15 protein-coding genes and 2 tRNA genes are annotated in these 18,543 nt (G+C 68.1%); 10 read left to right on the plus strand and 7 right to left on the minus strand.

Features of this window, described 5'->3' with window-relative positions:
* Positions 1-49: 49 nt before the first annotated feature.
* The 10 genes from tig to CGZ88_RS01115 all read left to right on the plus strand — a co-directional run bounded on the left by tig (position 50) and on the right by CGZ88_RS01115 (position 10,008).
* A complete protein-coding gene (tig, locus tag CGZ88_RS01070; protein WP_101670890.1) occupies positions 50-1,432 on the plus strand; it encodes a trigger factor in 1,383 nt (460 codons plus the stop codon).
* 133 nt (positions 1,433-1,565) lie between these two features.
* Positions 1,566-2,930: a chloride channel protein gene (locus CGZ88_RS01075; protein WP_231371429.1), complete on the plus strand. Its 1,365-nt coding sequence runs from the start codon at positions 1,566-1,568 to the stop codon at positions 2,928-2,930.
* A 90-nt stretch (positions 2,931-3,020) separates the two neighbouring features.
* Positions 3,021-3,608, plus strand: a complete 588-nt coding sequence (locus CGZ88_RS01080; RefSeq protein ID WP_026645062.1) for an ATP-dependent Clp protease proteolytic subunit — start codon at positions 3,021-3,023, stop codon at positions 3,606-3,608.
* Between the two features lie 2 nt (positions 3,609-3,610).
* Positions 3,611-4,294: an ATP-dependent Clp protease proteolytic subunit gene (locus CGZ88_RS01085; RefSeq protein WP_026645061.1), complete on the plus strand. Its 684-nt coding sequence runs from the start codon at positions 3,611-3,613 to the stop codon at positions 4,292-4,294.
* Between the two features lie 217 nt (positions 4,295-4,511).
* The gene (gene clpX, locus CGZ88_RS01090) at positions 4,512-5,855 is read left to right on the plus strand and encodes an ATP-dependent Clp protease ATP-binding subunit ClpX (protein WP_101671096.1); all 1,344 of its coding nucleotides are present in this window, start codon (positions 4,512-4,514) and stop codon (positions 5,853-5,855) included.
* 110 nt (positions 5,856-5,965) lie between these two features.
* Positions 5,966-6,039, plus strand: a tRNA-Arg gene (locus CGZ88_RS01095).
* Between the two features lie 56 nt (positions 6,040-6,095).
* Positions 6,096-6,169: transfer RNA gene (locus CGZ88_RS01100), tRNA-Arg, on the plus strand.
* A gap of 295 nt (positions 6,170-6,464) precedes the next feature.
* Positions 6,465-7,652, plus strand: a complete 1,188-nt coding sequence (locus tag CGZ88_RS01105; RefSeq protein WP_101670891.1) for a MalY/PatB family protein — start codon at positions 6,465-6,467, stop codon at positions 7,650-7,652.
* A 162-nt stretch (positions 7,653-7,814) separates the two neighbouring features.
* Entirely contained in the window at positions 7,815-9,248 is a 1,434-nt protein-coding gene (gene nhaA / locus CGZ88_RS01110; RefSeq protein ID WP_101670892.1) for a Na+/H+ antiporter NhaA, read from the plus strand.
* Positions 9,133-10,008 carry an LOG family protein gene (locus CGZ88_RS01115; RefSeq protein ID WP_423734391.1) on the plus strand — a complete coding sequence of 292 codons (876 nt, stop codon included), beginning with the start codon at positions 9,133-9,135 and terminating at the stop codon, positions 10,006-10,008. The genes nhaA and CGZ88_RS01115 overlap by 116 nt, the downstream gene beginning before the upstream one ends.
* A 146-nt stretch (positions 10,009-10,154) precedes the next feature.
* Here CGZ88_RS01115 and CGZ88_RS01120 read toward each other — a convergent pair whose 3' ends face one another.
* The 7 genes from CGZ88_RS01120 to CGZ88_RS01150 form a co-directional block, all read right to left on the minus strand.
* A complete protein-coding gene (locus CGZ88_RS01120) occupies positions 10,155-10,826 on the minus strand; it encodes an O-methyltransferase (RefSeq protein WP_101671097.1) in 672 nt (223 codons plus the stop codon).
* A 10-nt stretch (positions 10,827-10,836) separates the two neighbouring features.
* A complete protein-coding gene (locus CGZ88_RS01125) occupies positions 10,837-11,796 on the minus strand; it encodes a succinate dehydrogenase/fumarate reductase iron-sulfur subunit (protein WP_026645056.1) in 960 nt (319 codons plus the stop codon).
* A 43-nt stretch (positions 11,797-11,839) separates the two neighbouring features.
* Complete coding sequence (locus tag CGZ88_RS01130) at positions 11,840-13,681, minus strand: FAD-binding protein (protein ID WP_026645055.1); 1,842 nt, start codon at positions 13,679-13,681, stop codon at positions 11,840-11,842.
* A 47-nt stretch (positions 13,682-13,728) separates the two neighbouring features.
* On the minus strand, positions 13,729-14,826 hold the full coding sequence (locus CGZ88_RS01135; protein ID WP_243390023.1) for a DNA-processing protein DprA: 1,098 nt from the start codon (positions 14,824-14,826) through the stop codon (positions 13,729-13,731).
* On the minus strand, positions 14,823-16,358 hold the full coding sequence (locus CGZ88_RS01140) for a YifB family Mg chelatase-like AAA ATPase (RefSeq protein WP_026645054.1): 1,536 nt from the start codon (positions 16,356-16,358) through the stop codon (positions 14,823-14,825). Before CGZ88_RS01140 ends, CGZ88_RS01135 begins: the two co-directional genes overlap by 4 nt.
* Positions 16,358-17,029, minus strand: a complete 672-nt coding sequence (locus CGZ88_RS09065) for a YraN family protein (protein WP_243390024.1) — start codon at positions 17,027-17,029, stop codon at positions 16,358-16,360. The genes CGZ88_RS01140 and CGZ88_RS09065 overlap by 1 nt, the downstream gene beginning before the upstream one ends.
* Positions 17,030-17,344: 315 nt before the next feature.
* Positions 17,345-18,217: a pyridoxamine kinase gene (locus tag CGZ88_RS01150; protein WP_026645052.1), complete on the minus strand. Its 873-nt coding sequence runs from the start codon at positions 18,215-18,217 to the stop codon at positions 17,345-17,347.
* Positions 18,218-18,543 lie beyond the last annotated feature (326 nt).

An 18,543-nucleotide genomic window follows, 5' to 3' on the forward strand; every position in this document is an offset into this window, starting at 1 on the left:
AAGTTGCCTTCGGGCAGACCATACGACCATATCTTTTCAGGAGCTAAGCGTGAAAATCAGCGTCAGGAACCTCGAGCCCACCAAGGCCAAGCTCACCATCACCGTCGATCAGGACGAATTCGAACCGTACCTCGACGAGGCCCGCAAGGAGATCGCCGAGCAGATCACCGTCCCCGGTTTCCGCAAGGGCCACGTGCCCGGCAAGCTCGTCGACCAGCGCGTCGGCTTCGGCGCCGTCGCCGGCGAGGCCGTGAACAAGGCCCTGCCGGACTTCTACTCCCAGGCCCTGCAGGAGAAGGACATCCGTCCGATGGCGCAGCCGGAGATCGAAGTCGTCGAACTGCCGGAAAGCGCCGATGACGACACGAAGCTCAAGTTCACCGCGACCGTCGAGCGCCGTCCCGACTTCGAGCTTCCCGAGCTCGACGGCATGACGATCGCCGTCGAGAAGGACGAGGTCTCGGACGACGACGTCAACGCGCGCCTCGACATGCTCCGCCAGCGCTTCGCGACGCTCGTCGGCGTCGACCGCCCGGCCCAGAACGGCGACTACGCGAACATCGACCTCACGGCGACGATTGACGGCGAGCCCGTCGACTCCCAGGAGGGCGTCAGCTACGAGATCGGCTCCGGCACGATGCTCGAGGGCCTCGACGAGGCGCTCGACGGCCTGTCGGCCGGCGAGGAGACGACCTTCGAGTCGAAGCTCGAAGGCGGCGAACACGAGGGAGAGACCGCCACGGTCAAGGTCAAGGTCAACTCCGTCAAGGCCGAGGAACTTCCGGAGCTCGACGACGACTTCGCGCAGGAGGCCTCCGAGTTCGACACGCTCGACGAGCTCAAGGACGAGATCCGCAAGAACGTCGAGGCCGACGCCGAGGGCCGTCAGGCCACGAAGGCGCGCGACGCGTTCATCGAGACGATCGAGAAGGACCTCGACATCCCGGCGCCGAAGGGCGTCAAGGAGCACATGGTCGAGCAGCAGCTGCAGTCCATGGGCGTCGACAAGGACAAGGCGACCGCCGAGCAGAAGAAGCAGGCCGAGGAAGAGGTCGACAAGCTGCTCAAGGACCAGATGGTCCTCGACGCGCTCGCCGAGAAGCTCGACGTGCAGGTCTCCCAATCCGACGTCTTCAACTTCCTCGCCTCGATCGCCCAGCAGTACGGCATGGACCCGAACCAGTTCATCCAGGCCATCATGCGCAACGGCCAGATCGGCTCCGCCGTCGAGGAAGTTGCCCGTTCCAAGGGCCTGCTCGCCGGCATGCGCGCCGTCACCTTCACGGTCGACGGCGAACCGCTCGACCTGAGCGCGTTCCTCGGCTCCGATGACGCCGCCGCCGAGGTCGACGAGGACGAATCCGTCGCCGCCGCGGCCGCCGCCGCAGCCGTCGCCGATTCGCTCAACGCCGGCGACGAGACCGAAGCCTGATTCTTCGGTTTCCTCGGCTGAACGGCCATAGCGCCGATCCGTTTGTGATGCCCCGCATCCGCACGCCGCGGACGCGGGGCATCGCCTTTGACGTAATCCCGTCGCTGCGGCGGGCATCATGGAGGGCATGGGCATGAACATCACCGCAGGGCATTTCGACAACGGCGAGGCCGTGGCCGGCGAACTGCGCGACGACGACCTCGATCCGGGGCGCGCGCCGCTCGGCTCGCGGCTGACGGCGCTCGTCGTCACCGTCGTGCTGCTCGGCATCGCCGTCGGCGTGTGTTCGGGACTGCTCACGCTGCTGCTGTACGCGATTGAGCATCTGGCGCTTGGCTTTGTCGAATCGCCGGCGATGCCCGGGCCGTTCCTGACCCATCCGCTCAGGCGCGCCGTCTCGCTGATTGGCGGCGCGACGATCGCCGCCGTATGCTGGTGGCTGCTGCGTACGCGCACGACCGCTGTGCCGTCGGTGCGCCAGGCCGTGCGCGGCGGCCTGATGCCGGCATGGCAGACCGTGTGCCACGTGCTGCTGCAGATCGGCATCGTCGGATGCGGATTGTCGGTCGGCCGCGAGGTCGCGCCGCGTGAACTCGGCGCGATGCTCGCGCAGCGCCTGTGCCGATGGACGGGGCTGCACCGGCGCGACCTGATGGAGGTCGTCGCGATTTCGGCGGGTGCGGGCCTCGCTGGCGTCTACAATGCGCCGCTCGCCGGCGTGTTTTTCGCAATCGAGATCCTGCTCAAGGACGTGACGGCGGCCACCGTCGCGCTGTCGATGCTGTGCTCGAGCCTCGCCGCGTGGGTCGCCACGCTCATCAAGGGGACGCATGCGTTCTACGTCATCGGCACAGTCGACGCGCATTTCACGCCCGACCTGTTCGCCTTCGCGATTGTCGTCGGCACGCTCGCCGGTGTATGCGGTGCTTGGTTCCGCCGCGGCGCGTCGTGGGCGGAGTCGCACAAGGCCTCCGGCACGGCGATTCTGTGGCAGCTGCCGCTCGCCGGCGCCATCACCGCGCTCATCGCGATCTGGATTCCGCAGGTCATGGGCAACGGGCGCGCGACGGCGCAGATGGGCTTCTCCGGACGCCCCGAGCTCGCGTTCATCCCGTTGCTGCTCGTCTCCTTCGCCGCGAAGGCCGTCGTCACGCTGATGACGATCCGCGCGGGCGCCTCGGGCGGCGTGCTCACGCCGGGCATCGCGCTCGGCTCGTCGCTCGGATGTGCGCTCGGCGTGCTGTGGCTGCTCATGTTCGGCACGAACTCGATCGGCGTGTATGCGCTGCTCGGGGCGTGCGCGCTGCTCGCCGCCTCGCAGAACGCGCCGCTGATGGCGATGACGCTCGTCATGGAGCTCACCGAGGCACCATCGAACCTGTATGTGCCGGTCGCATGCGCATGCGCCATCTCGGTCGGCGTCGGACGATTCGTCGCGTCCGTGCACGAGCGCCGGCTTTCGGAGGCTGCGCACGCCGTGCGCGCGGGTCGGGAATAGAAACGGGTCCGCGTCGTTTGAACCAAGTAATGTGACTGTTCAGGACACACCAATGAAGGAGACAACGTGAGTAACCTACTTACGCCGACGATGGACGACGGCGCGATGCCGGCGGGCCCCGCCGATCCGATCTTCAACCGACTCCTCAAGGACCGCATCATCTGGATGGGCGAGGAGGTCAAGGACGACATGGCGAACCGCATCTGCGCGCAGATGCTCATGCTCGCCGCCGAGGATCCCAAGAGCGACATCTGGCTGTACATCAACTCGCCGGGCGGCTCGATCACGGCGGGCATGGCGATCTACGACACGATGCAGCTCATTGAGCCGGACGTCGCGACGGTCGGTATCGGCATGTGCGCGTCGATGGGCCAGTTCCTGCTGAGCTCGGGCACGAAGGGCAAGCGCTTCCTCACGTCGCATGCGCGCGTGCTCATGCATCAGCCCTCGGGCGGCATCGGCGGCACGACGACCGACGTGCGCATCAGCGCCGAACTCATCATGAACATGAAGAAGACGCTCGCGGAGCTCACGGCGGAGCAGACGGGGCACACCGTCGAGGAGATCTACCGCGACAACGAATACGACCACTGGTTCACCGCGCAGGAGGCACTCGAGTACGGCTTCGTCGACAAGCTCGTCTCGACGCACGACACGATGAACATGGACAAGGAGTGAGCATGGCATCCGAGGAAGCGAAATTCGTCGCCCGCGCCGAACGACTCGCGGGACCGCGCGGCATCGCCGGTTTCCAGACGCCGCAGAACCGGTACATCGTGCCCGAATTCGAAGAGAAGACGCCGTACGGCTACAAGCGGCAGAACCCGTACACGAGGCTCTTCGACGACCGCATCATCTTCATGGGCGTCCAGGTGGACGACACGACGGCCGACGACATCATGGCGCAGCTGCTCGTGCTCGAAAGCATGGACCCGAACCGCGACGTGATGATGTACATCAACTCGCCGGGCGGTTCGATGACGGCGATGACGGCGATCTACGACACGATGAACTACATCCAGCCGGACGTGCAGACCGTGTGCCTCGGCCAGGCGGCCTCGGCGGCGGCGATCCTGCTCGCTGCGGGCACGAAGGGCAAGCGCCTGATCCTGCCGAACGCGCGCGTGCTCATCCACCAGCCGGCGATCGACCAGGGATTCGGTAAGGCGACCGAGATCGAGATCCAGGCCAAGGAGATGCTGCGTATGCGCCAGTGGCTCGAGGACACGCTCGCGAAGCACACCGGTCAGCCGATCGAACGCATCCGCAAGGACATTGAGGTCGACACGTTCCTGACGGCCCAGGAGGCCAAGGAATACGGCATCGTCGACGAGGTGCTCGCGCCGCGCGGCGCGAAGGCCTGAGCCGTAATCGACGACGCACAATCAACGCACAATCAACAACGACGGCGGCGCGGACAGTAGAGGGGATATTCCCGGTTGTCCGCGCCGCCGTCGCCATAGCGGCTCAGCGGCGTCGGCCGATGCGCGGTGTAGCCTGACGGCTATCATGGGTCGCGGCGGCGCACGGCGCGCCGCGGCCGGCGACGACGGCATCCGCGACGTGACGAGGACGGCGACGATGGGACGAGTGATCAGCTACAACGACGGCATGCAGCGCTGCGCGTTCTGCGGCAAAAGCGAACGCGAGGTGAACCGCCTCGTCGCCGGCGCGGGCGTGGCGATCTGCGACGAATGCGTCGCGCTGTGCGTCGAGATCATCGCCGACGAACAGACGAAGGACACGAAGCTCGAGGTCATGAAACTGCCCAAGCCGGCGCAGATCAACGCCGTGCTCGACGAATACGTCATCGGGCAGGAATCGGCCAAGCGCACGCTGAGCGTCGCCGTCTACAACCACTTCAAACGCATCGAGATCGAGAAGGCGCGTCGTGCGCGGCACGGGGGCGCCGACGGCGACACGCTGCTGACGGCCGCCGCGCGGCGCATCGCAGATCCGGACGACGACATCGACGTCGCCAAATCGAACATCCTGATGCTCGGACCGACCGGCGTGGGCAAGACCTACCTCGCGCAGACGCTCGCGAAGGCGATGCGCGTGCCTTTCGTCATCGTCGACGCGACGACGCTCACCGAGGCCGGCTACGTCGGCGACGACGTCGAGACGGTGCTCCAGCGGCTCATCCAGACCGCCGACGGCGACGTCGCGCGCGCGAGTCACGGCATCATCTACATCGACGAGATTGACAAGATTGCGCGCAAGAGCGGCGAGAACACGTCGGTGACGCGCGACGTGTCCGGCGAGGGCGTGCAGCAGGCGCTGCTCAAGATCATCGAAGGCACCGTCGCGAATGTGCCGGTCGAAGGTGCGCGTAAGCACCGCGAGGCCGAATCGGTGCAGATCGACACGCGCGACATCCTGTTCATCTGCGGTGGCGCCTTCGTCGGTCTCGACGACATCGTCGCCGACCGGCTCGGACGGCGCACGAGCGGCTTCGGCACGTCGTGGGGTGCGCGGCAGGTCGGGCGTGCCGAACTGCTCGCGCAGGTCACCGCCGACGACCTCGAGAACTTCGGGCTGCTTCCCGAGTTCATCGGTCGCCTGCCGGTCGTCACGGCGCTCGACGAGCTTGGCGCCGACGACCTCAAGGAGATCCTGACGAAGCCGGCGAACGCGTTGACGCGCCAGTACCGCAAGCTGTTCGCCGTCGACGGCGTGACGCTCACCTTCACCGACGACGCGATCGAGCGCATCGCGCGCATCGCGCTCGAACGCGGCACCGGCGCGCGCGGGCTGCGCTCGATCATCGAACGCACGCTCGAGGACGCGATGTATGACGTGCCGGGTGACGACGCGGTGAGCGAGGTCATCGTCGACGCCGAGGCCGTCGACGGCACACGCGGACCGAGGATCGTCTCCGAAGGGCACCGGCCGGTGCTGCGCCTCGAACGCAGCGGCGTGTGAGGGGAGTGCGACGGGTCGCCGAACACGCGGAAACATTGGCGACACGCCGTCGATTTGATGTGATTGTGAAAGCGTTGTATATTTTTCGAGTTGCCGAAAACAAGCAACATGCGCGAGTAGCCCAGCGGATTAGAGCAGCTGACTACGGATCAGCAGGTCGCAGGTTCGAATCCTGTCTCGCGCACTTGGCCGTTGTAGTGGAGGCGTGCAAACGTCGGTCACTTCGGATGCAGCGGTGCTGCGCGAGTAGCCCAGCGGATTAGAGCAGCTGACTACGGATCAGCAGGTCGCAGGTTCGAATCCTGTCTCGCGCACAATAAGCCCTTGGTCGCGTATGCGGCCAAGGGCTTAACCAATTTCGGTTGCGTCCCCTTCGTGCGCGTGCACAGAAGACCAGCCGATGGGCCATGAAGGTGTGTGCCCGGTTGCCGCGGCATACGCGCCCATGAGCGGCATGGGCGACCGGGCATCATCAGGGTGGCGGCAGTGGTGAAGGTCCGGTGAACCGAGGCGGGGGAGTGCGCCGTCCGTAACACGGCGGCACTAGGGTGGCGTTCCGTACAGAGCGGACGGCGCGCCCCAATGGCGTGCACAGAGTATGGAGACAGCATGTTCGATTTCGACACACGCCCCGAACGCCGGCACACGACGTCGGCCAAATGGAAGCTCATCGAGGACGAACTCGGCGCGGGGCATGACGACGTCGTCGCGATGTCGGTCGCCGACATGGAGTTCGTGCCGGCGCCGCAGATCGTCGACGCGATCGTCGACGCGGCACGCCGGGACGTCTTCGGCTATGACTACGCGACCGACGCCTACTACGAGGCGGTCGTCGGATGGATGTGCCGCCGTCACGGCCTCGAGATCGACCCGTCGTGCATACGGCTGTCCGACGGCGTCATGCCGGCGATCAACACGGCGCTGCGCGCGTTCACGCATCCGGGCGATACGATCGTCATCCAACGTCCCGTCTACTACCCGTTCACCGACGCCGCGCGCGGCAACGGGTTGACGATCTCGAACAACGCGCTTATCTACGACGAGGCGTCGCGCCGCTATACGATCGACTTCGACGACCTCGATGCGCGTCTCGCCGACCCGCGCTGCACGGCGATGCTGCTGTGCAACCCGCACAACCCGGTCGGCCGCGTCTGGACCGCCGACGAGCTGCGCCGCATCGGCGACCTGTGCCGTGCGCACGACGTGCTGCTGCTTGTGGACGAGATCCACGCCGACTTCGGCCGCGACGGCCACCCGGTGACGATGTTCGGCGCGCTCGGCGAACCCTATGCGAGTCAGGCGATCGAATTCACGGCGCCGACGAAAACCTTCAACCTCGCTGGATTGCTGTGCTCGAACGCCTTCATCCGCGACGCACGTCTGCGCGAACGCTACGACGTCGCCGCCGCGAACATCGGCGGCATGACCGTCAGCCATTTCGGACTCGTCGCCTGCATCGCCGCCTACAACGACGCCGAGGCATGGTTCGACGAACTGCTCGGCGTGCTCGAGCGCAATCGCGGCGTGCTCGCCGACTTCGCGCGCACGCATCCGGACGTCGCGCTCGTTGAACCGGAGGGCACCTACCTCGCATGGATCGACCTGCGCTTGCTGGGACTCGAGACGGACGCGCTGCGCGACTTCATGCACGAGCGCGCCCGCGTCTACTTCGACGAAGGCGTGATGTTCGGCGACGAAGGCGCCGGCTTCGAACGCGTCAACCTCGCCTGTCCGACGCCGATGCTCGAGGAGGTGCTCGCGCGCCTCGAGACGGCGCTCGCGACGCTCGGACGGTGACGTGCGGCGCCTGCGACGCCGGATGGCACACGCGGGCGGCGAGGTCGAGAAAGCGTGAACATCGCCGCCCGGCGCATGTACGGACGGCGTCGGATGCGGCATAATGGAAGACGTTTTGTGTGTGGAAGGGCGGCCGTCATGGCCGCATGAACGGGAGGTGTGATGAGCGGAACGGCACAGGGACCATGGGCGGCCATCAGAAGAGTGGCGGCGTCGGACCGCATATCCGGCCTGATCATGCTCGGCTTCGCGCTCATGGGCCTCGTCCTGGCGAACATCCCGGAGACGGCCGCATGGTTCGAGCATCTGTCGCATTTCGAACTGGGCGTGCCCGGTACGAACATCACGATGGGTGTCGGCCACTGGGCACAGGACGGACTGCTGACGATCTTCTTCCTCGTCGTCGGCCTTGAGCTCAAACAGGAGTTGACGACCGGGTCGTTGTCGAACATCCGCGCCGCCGCCGTGCCGATGCTGTGCGCCGTAGGCGGCATGATCGTGCCGCCAATCCTGTTCATCGCCGTCGTCGCGCTGTTCTCGCGCTACGGCGCCGGCGATCCGGGCAGTCTGCTCATCGCGAACGGCGCGACCTTCCCGTTCTCCGAGGCGGCGCATGGATGGGCGATTCCGACGGCGACCGACATCGCGTTCTCGCTCGCCGTGCTCGCGCTGTTCGCCAAGGCACTGCCGGGTTCGATTCGCGCGTTCCTGATGACGCTCGCGACCGTCGACGATCTGCTCGCGATCATCCTCATCGCCGTGTTCTTCTCGTCGCTCAACGCTTGGTATTGGTTCGTCGGCATCGCCGTGTGCGCCGTGGCATGGTATTTCCTCGTGCGCATGCGCAAGGTGCCGTGGTTCGGCGTCGCCGTTATCGGCATCCTCTCGTGGGTCATGATGTACGAGGCGGGCGTGCACCCGACGCTCGCTGGCGTCCTCGTCGGCCTGCTCACGCCGGCGCGCGCGATGTACGGGGAGCGTTCCCCGCGCGCCGAACGCTACGCCGACAAACTCCAGCCGTTCTCGGCGCTGCTTGCGCTGCCGATCTTCGCGTTCTTCGCCACCGGCGTGCATTTCGACGCGATCACGCCGATGCTGCTCGTCTCGCCGATCGTCATCGGCATCATCGTCGCGCTCGTCGTCGGCAAGCCCTTGGGCATCATGGCCGTCGCATGGTGCTCGACGCATCTGGGATCCCTGCGCATGCCGAAGGGACTGCGCGTGCGCGACATGTTCCCGGCGGCCGTCGCCTGCGGCATCGGCTTCACCGTCTCCTTCCTGATCGCCTCGCTCGCCTACGCCAACGCCGAACTGTCCGCCGAGGCGCGCTTCGGCGTGCTGCTCGCGTCGCTGCTCGCCGCGGCCGTCTCCGGCGTGCTGCTCAGCCGCCAGTCGAGGCGTTTCGAGGCGCGCGCGGCCGCCGAGCAGACCGTCCCCGACGTGCAGCGCGGCTCGGGACGCACCGAGACCACGCTCGCCGATGGTACTGTGGTGCTCAGCCAGAGCATCGGCGGCAGACGAAAGGAGCCGGCACATGACGACGGAGCAGGAAGCTCGGGACGACGCACGAAGCGAGGACGCCGCGCGCGTCGATGAAGTGACGTGGGGCGAGGGGAGCGAAGGCGCCTCGCCGCTGGGGCAGACCTACCGGCAGGGCGCTGTTCTGCTGCGCGGCCAGATGATCCCGCAGGAGAGCACGACTGAACGGCTGCTCAAGCCGGACGCGTCGACCGACTGGCTGCACCGCGACCCGTGGCGCGTCCTGCGCATCCAAGCCGAGTTCGTCGACGGCTTCGGCTCGCTTGCCGATCTGGGTCCCGCAGTCAGCATCTTCGGATCGGCGCGCATCCGGCCTGACGAGGACGCCTACCACGCCGCGCTCGCGATGGGTGCACGCATTGCACGCCGCAACGTCGCCGTCATCACCGGCGGCGGCCCCGGCATCATGGAGGCTGCGAACAAGGGCGCCGCGCTCGCCGGCGGCAAATCGGTGGGACTTGGCATCGAGCTGCCGCATGAGCAGGGCATCAACGAATGGGTCAACCTCGGCATGACCTTCCGCTACTTCTTCGTGCGCAAGACGATGTTCATGAAATACTCGCAAGGCATCATCGTGTGCCCCGGCGGCTTCGGCACGCTCGACGAGACCTTCGAGGCGCTCACACTCGTGCAGACGCACAAGGTGGCGCGCATCCCGATCGCGCTGTACGACACGGCGTATTGGAAAGGCCTGTTCGATTGGATCAACGGCACCGTCAAGGACCGCGGCCTGATCTCGACGCTCGACCCGTCGCTCGTGACGATCACCGACGACGTCGACGAGGCCGTCGCCGTCGCCACGTCGCAGATCGACTGACGTATGCGCGCATGCCGCAGCCGATGATAGAGACGATTGATAGATACGATCGATAGAGAACATCGATAGAGAGCCGCCCCCGCGTTGCAATGGTCGCGGGGGCGGCTCTCTATCGATGTTCTACACCAGCATCTGCGCTGTGCCGTTCAGCGCAGCACGGCGATGAACACGCCGTCGCCGGTCGGCGTCATCGCGCTCGTGAAACGCTCGTCATCCTCGATCCGTTCGAGCAGTTCGCGCATGAGCACCGCTTTCTTGCCGCGGTCGGCCGGATTCGTCAGGCCGCCCTTGGCGTGCGGCGCGCGCATCGCGAGCGCGTCGGTGAACACGATGGCGCCGCCGCGGCGCAGCAGTCGCGGCGCCTGTTCGAGGACCGGCATGTAGTTCGAGGCGTCGCCGGCCACGACGATGAGGTCGTAGTCGTTGCCGTTGAGCCGCTGGAGGAAGACGGCGGGTGCGGCGTTGACGGCGCGCAGCGTCGTGCGCGTCGTGTCGTCGATCGCGGAAAAGAACGTGCGGATCGCCGCGACGCCGGCCGCCGACGAGTCGACGGCGGTGAGTTTGCCGGCGCCGTCGAGGCCGTCGACGAGCTGCGCGGTCTCGACGAGCGAGCCGGTACCGACGACGATCGCGGACGTGGCCTTCGTCATCCGCGCGAAGGCGGCGAGCAGGAACCCTTCCGAGGCCGGGCACGGCGAGAGTTCGGCCTGCGTCGCCAGCTCGCGCGCCCGGCGCACGGACTGCGGCTCGCGCGCCGCCTCGTGATCCTCGATGCAGACCCACGCCTTGGCGTGGTTGTCGTATGTGCGTTTGTCCATCATCGCCGCGTCACGCCTCACGTTCCCTGACCTGTGCGATGAGCTGCCAGATCTCCTCGCCGACGTCGATGCCCACCGGGCATTCGCGCGAGCAGGCGCGCACCGATTGGCAAGCCTGGATGCCGTCGGCCGTGTCGATCGCCTCGAGCCGCTCATAGGTGGCCTCGTCGCGCGAATCGTCGATGAAGCGCGCCTGGTTGATGAGCGCGGCCGGCCCGACGAAGGCCTCGCCTCCCGCATACACAGGGCATGCGCCCTCGCAGGCGCCGCAGACGATGCACGTCGTCAGCGCCTCGTATTTGGCGAGCTGTTCTGGGCTTTGCAGGTATTCGAGCACGTCGACCTTGCCGTCCTCGGTCGTCGCGAGTACGCCGTCGGCGATCAGATATGGCTTGAGGCGTTTGATCTGTTCGAGCATCGGGTCGATGTCGGCGATGAGGTCGCGGTCGACGGCGAATCCGGGCAGCGGCGCCAGTTCGATGACGCCGAGGCCGGCCGCCGCATTGTTCGCTGTGTCTTCCGCCGTCTCGACGTCCGTCGTTTCGGCGTCGGCCGTCTCGGACACGGTGCGGCGGAAGCCTTCGGCGTCGACGACGCGTTCGGGCTGCGCCCAGTCGGCGATCTTCGCCTTGCACAGCAGCGTCGGCGTGCCGTTGACGGCGGCCGCGTCCGATCCGCACATGCCATGGCCGCACGAGTAGCGGAACATGAGCGTCGGGTCGACGGTGCGCTTGATGCGCAGCAGGCAGTCGAGGATCGTCTCGTCGCCGCGCACATCGAGCGTGTAGTCCTGCGTCCACTGTTTGCCGCGCGGACGGCGTGCGGTGCGCGCCGGCGAGTCGCCGAACGGCGACGCCTTGCGCGCGAAGGGGCTGGAGCCGCGCGCGCGGTCGCGTTCGCGCGCCGGCTTGGGGGAGAAGCGGTGCACGCGCAGCGTGACCGTCGTCCCGGATGATGCTAATTGAGCCATGCGTTGCCTTTCATGCCTGTTCCACTATAGACGCCGGGCGTTTTCAGTAGGAGCGCGCGCCCGGCTCGATGTCGACGACGTGCACCGGCTGGCGCAGCGGGGCGGCGCCGGCGGCCGTCATCGAATGGTTCAGGCATGTCGCGTCGTCGCGGTCGGGGAAGTCGGTGCGCTTGAGCGATCCGCGCGACTCGTGGCGCGCGTCGGTCGCGGCGATCATCGCCTCGGCGAGCCGTACGAGATGGCGCGCCTCCCAGATCGCCGTGAGCTCCTGGTTGAAGGTGCGCGCATCGGAATGCGGGCGCAGGCGGCGTGCGCGTTCGGCGATCGGGCCGTTGACGACGACCTGCGCGCGCGCGATCGAGCCGGCGTCGCACAGCACGGCGACGCCGCGCTCCATCGTTTCGGACAGGTCATCCATGACACGGTACGCGTTGTCGTCGTCGCCGTCCTTCGCGTCGGCGAGCAGCGTGTCGATGTCGGCGTCGCGCGCCGTCTTCGCCGCGTCGAGCGCGTCGGAGAGCGCCGGGTCTGCAGGCGTGCCGGCGGCGACCGGATCGTCGGCGACGCGCGCGGCGACGGCTTGGCCGGCGCGCGTGCCGAACAGGCATGCGTCAAGCAGCGAGTTGCCGCCGAGGCGGTTCGCGCCGTGCACGCTCACGCATGAGCATTCGCCGGCGGCGTACAGCCCCTCGACGATGTTGCGCCGTTCGCCGTCCCAGACGTAGACCTCGCCGTCGGTTGTCACGGGGATGCCGCCCATCGTGTAGTGGGCGGTCGGCTTGACCGGCACGAGGTCCTTCGTCGGGTCGAGTCCGGCGTAGTCCTCGATCGTCTCGACGACCTGCGGCAGCGCGCGGCGCATGCGTTCGGGGTCGATGCCGGTCATGTCGAGCCAGACGCAGTCCTTCGGGCCGTCTGGGTCGCGCGGGTCGGCGACGCCGCGGCCGGCATCGGTCTCGCTGCGGATTGCGCGGCTGACGACGTCGCGCGCCGCCAGATCGGCGTGGCCGGGCGCATAGGAGGCCATGAAGGCCTCGCCGTCGGCGTTGCGCAGCACGCCACCCTCGCCGCGCGAGGCCTCGGACAGCAGGATGCCGGTGTGAGCCAGTCCGGTCGGATGGAACTGCACGAATTCGATGTCCTCGAGCTGCAGGCCGGCGTCAAGCGCGAGCGCCATGCCGTCGCCGGTCAGGTCGTGGGAGTTCGACGTCGTGCGGAACAGACGGCCGGCACCGCCGGTCGCGAGGATCGTGTTGCGCGCGGCGATGGCGCGGGTGACGCCGGCGTGCGTGTCGAAGGCGATGACGCCGGCGGCGCGCCGGAGCGTCTCGTCGAGCACGAGGTCGGTCACGTACCATTCCTCGGCGAAGTCGACGCCGTAGTGCACGCACTGCTGCCACAGCGTGTGCAGGATCTGGTGGCCGATGCGGTCGGCGGAGTAGGCGGCGCGTTTGACCGGGCGCGCGCCGAAGTCGCTCGTGTGGCCGCCGAAGCGGCGCTGCGCGATGCGTCCGTCGGCGGTGCGCGAGAACGCGACGCCGGAACGTTCGAGGTTGATGACGGTCATCGGGGCGTCCTCAGCGAGCAGTCTCGCCGCGTCCTGGTCGACGAGCCAGTCGCCGCCCTTGACCGTGTCGTAGTAGTGCCAGCGCCATTCGTCCGGTTCCATGTCCGCAAGGCTCGCGGCGATGCCGCCTTCGGCCGAACCGGTGTGCGAGCGCAGCGGCTGCAGCTTCGAGACGACGAGGACCTTCGGTTCGACGCCGGCCTCGCGCAGCGCGCGGGCGGCGTCGCTGCGGTGGAAGCCGAGCGCGGCGGACAGTCCGGCCGCGCCGGCTCCCACGATCACGGCGTCGTATTGTTCTTCGATGTGCTTCGGGGTCATATCCGGTATTGTGTCACAAGGCATTCCGCGCCCGCGAGGCCGGCGTCCTACGGCTCGTTCGGCGTGGCTCGGGCCGTAGGCGCATGGCGCGGATGGCAGTATTCGTCAACGGCGCGCGCATCGGCCAGCAGGATCGCCCGGTGGTCGCGGATGAGTGCGTTGCATCCGGCGTTCGACGGGTTCGTCACGTCGCCGGGCACCGCGTAGAGGCGCCGGTTGAGCTCGTTCGCCCAGTTCGCCGTGTTGAGCGCGCCCGAACGCAGCCGCGCCTGTGTGACGGCGACCGACGACGCCATCGCGGCGATGAGCCGGTTGCGCAGCAGGAAACGGTGCGCCAGCGGAGGCGTGTCGGGGCACAGTTCGCTGATGAAGGCACCGCCGGCCTCGAGGATCGCCGCGAACAGCCGTTCATTGCACGAGGGGCCGATGTGCCCCAGACCGCCGGCGAAGACGGCGACGGTGCGTCCGCACCTGCCGGCGCACGACGACCCGGCCGCACGCACGGCGGCCCAATGGGCGGCCGCGTCGACGCCCATCGCGCCGCCCGAGACGACGGTGTGCCCGGCCAAGCACGCCTCCTCGGCGACCGCCGACGTCACCTCGCGCCCGTAGTCGTTCATGCCGCGCGAACCGACGACGGCGAGCGGCTCGGCGCATGCCGTGAGCGCGCCCGCGTCGCCGCGCACCCACAGGCACACCGGCGGCGCGTAGTCGGAACGCACGTCCAGATCGGAGAAACCGCCCGGCCACGCCTCGTCGCCGGGTGTGAGCAGTGTGTAGGCGCCGTCCGCCGTCAGCCATGCGCGCAGCGAGTCGGGATTCGCGCTCGGCAGCGACGCGAGGCGCGCATGCCAGCGTTCCACGGCCTGCACGAAGCGTTCGCGCGTGCGCGGCCGCAGCGTGCACCCCCAACGGGCGATGCCGAGCGCGAGGTCGCGTTCGAGGATCCGCATGCCTTCGTCGCGCCCCGGCTGCGGCATGTCCTGCATCGACATGACGAGGGACGTCAGGACGACGCGCGCGTCGTCGGCGCCCTTGAGCAGCGCGGCCATCATGATGTCCGCGTCGTCGATGCACAGCGTGAGCAGGCAGCGGGCGAGCGCGTCATCGGCTTCGCCGGCCATCTTCAGCATCGCGTCGCTCATGTCAGCTCCTTCGTGCGCAGCGCGATCGCCTCGGTCATGTCGTTCGCATCCGGACGGCCATGGCCGGCGAGGTCGGCGAGCGTCCACGCCAGACGCATCGAACGGTCGGCGCCACGCAGACTCAACCGCTGCGCGCCGAGCGCCTCGTTGACGACGTCGAGGGCCTCCGTCGGCGTATGCGCGCGCAGCCACGTGCCCGACGCCTGCGCGTTGCAGCCCCATCCGGTCTCGGCGAACCGCCTGCGGGCGATATCGCGCGCCGCGACGACGCGTGCGCGCACCGCCTCGCTCGTCTCGCCGCGGGCCGTCGGCGCGACGCCGATGCGTGAGATCGGGTTGACCGGCACCTGGATGTCGATGCGGTCGAGGATCGGCCCGGACAGGCGCGCGAAGTAGCGGATGCGGTCGCGCTCGCGGCATGTGCAGCGTTCGCCGGTGCCGTAGCCGTAGCCGCACGGGCACGGGTTGGCGGCCATGACGAGCTGGAACGAGGCCGGGTAGATGGCCGTGCCCTTCGATCTGGAGACGGCGACGACGCCCGATTCGAGCGGTTCGCGCAGCGTCTGCAGCGCGCGCGGCGCGAATTCGGGGGCCTCGTCCATGAACAGGACGCCGCGGTGGGCGCGCGTGACGGCGCCGGGCTTGCCGATGCCGCTGCCGCCACCGACGAGCGCGGGTACCGTGGCCGTGTGGTGCGGCGCCTCGAAGGGCGGCACATCGGTGATGCCGTACGCGCCGAGCGTGCCGCACAGCGAGCGGATCGACGCGACCTCGAACTGGTCGCGTTCGTCGAGCGGCGCCATGATGCCGGGCATGCGCGAGGCAAGCATCGTCTTGCCGGTGCCGGGAGGGCCGACCATGAGCACATGATGACCGCCGGCCGCGGCCACCTCGAGTGCGCGCTTCGCCGGCTGCTGGCCGACGACCTCGGCCATGTCGCCGACCGGCATCGCCATCGTGCCCAGGTCGGCGCGGCCGTCGGCGATGCCGGGATCCTCGTCGCGCAGCGTGTACGCCGCATGTGCGCCGAACATCTCCATCAGTTCGCCGACATGGGAGACGTAGCGCGGCTCGACGCCGTCGACAAGTTCGGCCTCGTCGCGGTTCGCGCGCGGCACGATGACGTGGCGCAGCCCGGCGTCGCGCGCATGCAGCAGTATCGGCAGCAGCCCGTCGATGGCGTGCACGCTGCCGTCGAGGTTGACCTCGCCGAGCACAACGACACCGACCATGCAGTCGTGCGGGACGACGCCGCTCGCGCTGAGCACGGCGGCGGCGATCGCCAGATCGTGCGACGATCCGCGCTTGGGCAGCGAGGCGGGGGACATGTTGACGGTCACGCGCGTCTGCGGCCATGTGAAGCCGCTCGCCGCGCAGCCCGACTTGACGCGTTCGCGCGCCTCGCTCAGCGACGCGTCGGGCAGTCCGATGATCGAGAAGTACGGCAGTCCGGGCGAGATGAAGGCCTGCAGCTGGATTGTGAAGGCCTTGAGTCCGATGAGCCCGACCGACAGGGCGTTGCCGATGACCATCAGAACGCCCCTGGGATGTGGCGCACGTCGACGTCGTCGCCGGACACGCTCAGCGCGATCACGTCGAAGCGGATGGCGACGTGCGGAACCTTCGCGCCGCGCGTCGCGAGCCACTGCCCGGCCGCGCGGCGCAGATTGACCTGCTTGGCCGGGTGGACGGCCTCCTCGGGGGCGCCGAAGCGGCGTGTGCGCCGCGTCTTGACCTCGACGAACAGGATCGTGCGGTTCGGCGTGACGGCGATGACGTCGATCTCGCCGTAGCGGGTGCGGTAGTTCATGCCGATGACGCGCACGCCCCGGCATTCGAGCCATGCCCGCGCGGTCTCCTCGCCGGTGGCGCCGAGCTCGCGGGCCGACATGCCTGGCATCGCGAGGCGGGCGAGGCAGGCGTGCAGCCGCGCGGCCGCCTCGTCGTCGCCGTCGGCGAACTCGTCGCCGATGAGGTCGCCACCGAGGAAGTCGTCACTGCTGAGGTCGTCGCCGGTCCCGAAGTTGGCGGCCTCGCCTCTCGCCGTCTTCGTCATCGGCGTGGTAGCCGGCGCGGCGCCGAACGCCGGCGCATCCCATATGTCCTCGTCGTGCTCGAACACGGTCCATGCGTCGCTTTCGGCGGTTCCGGTCCCCGTCCCGGCAGTCCATGTCCCGGTTTCGTCCATCGTGGTCTTCTCCATGTCATCCTCCTTGCGGCCGGCGCCGCGATTGCATGCGCGGCGTCACGAACGGTCGCGTCCATCGAAGCAGCGGATGGGGCGGCTGTGGATGACACGCCGGAAGGGTGTGTCGAATGTGGATGGAGCCGCCCGTTGTCCACAACGGGTCGCCGCCGCTGTGGACAACGGATGGCCGAAGGCGGCGAAACGGCCTTGTGGCGCCGATGCGCGCCCGAGACGACGAAGGGGCCGTGTCCGGCACATCGGTCGGACACGGCCCCTGCAAGGCCTCTGGAGGAGGCGATCGCCGCCGGCGAAACCGGCGGGGGAGAAAAATCAGTCGACGAGGCTCGTCAGCTCGCCGAGGCTCAGCTCGAAGCTCACGCCGCGCTCCTCGTAATGCGGCTGGAAGCGCGTCTGCTCCATCGCGTTGTGCACGAACTCGCCGGCGAGACGGGCCGCGGCGGCCAGATCGAGGCCGGCCATGACGCCGCCGATCATCGCCGACGCGAAGGCGTCGCCGGTGCCATGGCACATGAACGGCAGCTTCTCGTGCACGCATTCGGTCATCGAATCGAGCCCGGCCTCGCGGTTCGCGACGAAGTTGCGGATGCGGCCGTCGTCATGGTCGATGCCCTTGAGCACGACGTTCTTCGCGCCCAGATCGAACAGGCGGCCGATGATCGCGCGCACCTGTTCGTCGGTGATGTCCTGGCCCGGATAGTCGCGCCCCGTCAGGATCGACGCCTCGGTGAGGTTCGGCATGAGCAGGTCGGCGCCTTCGACGAGCGCGCCCATCGCCTCGCACAGCTCGGCCGTGTACGTCGGATACATCTCGCCGGCATCGCCCATGACCGGGTCGACGAAACGCAGCGCCTTCGGATACTCGCGGTACAGGCGTTCGATGATCGCCACCTGGTCAGGCGAGCCGAGGAAGCCCGAATAGACGCCGTCGAGGTCGACGCCCTCCTTGCCCCACGCGTCGAGATAGGCGCCGAGCATATCGGTCGTGTCCTCCATCGTGAAGACCTTGTAGCGCGTATGCGCCGAGAACAGTGCGGTCGGCACCGGGCACACGTCGCAGCCGGCGGCCGACAGGATCGGGATCGCGGCGGTCAGCGAGCATTTGCCGTAGCCGCACATGTCGTGCACGGCGGCGATGCGGGGGATGTATTCACGGTTGCGGTTGTACAGGGTGATCTCGGTCATGGCGTCCTTCCTTGATGCGTGGCGTGCCGATCGGTCGTTCGTACGCCACTGTAGGACGACGGATCGCGTTTCGCATGTCGCGTACGGTCGTCGGGCCGCGGTTACGGCGTGTCGCGCAGGGCGGCTCGGGGCATCTGGCACACCACCCGTGCTCGTATGCCGCGCCGTGATAGACGGGTATAGGAAACGGCGATAACGCGGCGCTTGCACCGGCCTCGCGCCGCCCCGTACAGTCGGCCGTGGGCGGCGATTCGCGCCGCGGACGACCACCAATCACCACGACAACCACAACCACACAACAACGACCACAGACCACAACGACCCCG

It is taken from the genome of Bifidobacterium anseris (assembly GCF_002860345.1).
GTDB classification, from domain to species: domain Bacteria; phylum Actinomycetota; class Actinomycetes; order Actinomycetales; family Bifidobacteriaceae; genus Bifidobacterium; species Bifidobacterium anseris.

What these genes read in the sequence shown, in the direction of transcription:
- CGZ88_RS01075 (WP_231371429.1), top strand. Translation starts at nt 1,566, where the DNA reads ATGAACATCACCGCAGGGCATTTCGACAACGGCGAGGCCGTGGCCGGC.
- CGZ88_RS01080 (WP_026645062.1), top strand. Translation starts at nt 3,021, where the DNA reads ATGGACGACGGCGCGATGCCGGCGGGCCCCGCCGATCCGATCTTCAAC.
- CGZ88_RS01085 (WP_026645061.1), top strand. Translation starts at nt 3,611, where the DNA reads ATGGCATCCGAGGAAGCGAAATTCGTCGCCCGCGCCGAACGACTCGCG.
- clpX (WP_101671096.1), top strand. Translation starts at nt 4,512, where the DNA reads ATGGGACGAGTGATCAGCTACAACGACGGCATGCAGCGCTGCGCGTTC.
- CGZ88_RS01105 (WP_101670891.1), top strand. Translation starts at nt 6,465, where the DNA reads ATGTTCGATTTCGACACACGCCCCGAACGCCGGCACACGACGTCGGCC.
- nhaA (WP_101670892.1), top strand. Translation starts at nt 7,815, where the DNA reads ATGAGCGGAACGGCACAGGGACCATGGGCGGCCATCAGAAGAGTGGCG.
- CGZ88_RS01115 (WP_423734391.1), top strand. Translation starts at nt 9,133, where the DNA reads ATGGTACTGTGGTGCTCAGCCAGAGCATCGGCGGCAGACGAAAGGAGC.
- CGZ88_RS01120 (WP_101671097.1), bottom strand. Translation starts at nt 10,826, where the DNA reads ATGGACAAACGCACATACGACAACCACGCCAAGGCGTGGGTCTGCATC.
- CGZ88_RS01125 (WP_026645056.1), bottom strand. Translation starts at nt 11,796, where the DNA reads ATGGCTCAATTAGCATCATCCGGGACGACGGTCACGCTGCGCGTGCAC.
- CGZ88_RS01130 (WP_026645055.1), bottom strand. Translation starts at nt 13,681, where the DNA reads ATGACCCCGAAGCACATCGAAGAACAATACGACGCCGTGATCGTGGGA.
- CGZ88_RS01135 (WP_243390023.1), bottom strand. Translation starts at nt 14,826, where the DNA reads ATGAGCGACGCGATGCTGAAGATGGCCGGCGAAGCCGATGACGCGCTC.
- CGZ88_RS01140 (WP_026645054.1), bottom strand. Translation starts at nt 16,358, where the DNA reads ATGGTCATCGGCAACGCCCTGTCGGTCGGGCTCATCGGACTCAAGGCC.
- CGZ88_RS09065 (WP_243390024.1), bottom strand. Translation starts at nt 17,029, where the DNA reads ATGGAGAAGACCACGATGGACGAAACCGGGACATGGACTGCCGGGACG.
- CGZ88_RS01150 (WP_026645052.1), bottom strand. Translation starts at nt 18,217, where the DNA reads ATGACCGAGATCACCCTGTACAACCGCAACCGTGAATACATCCCCCGC.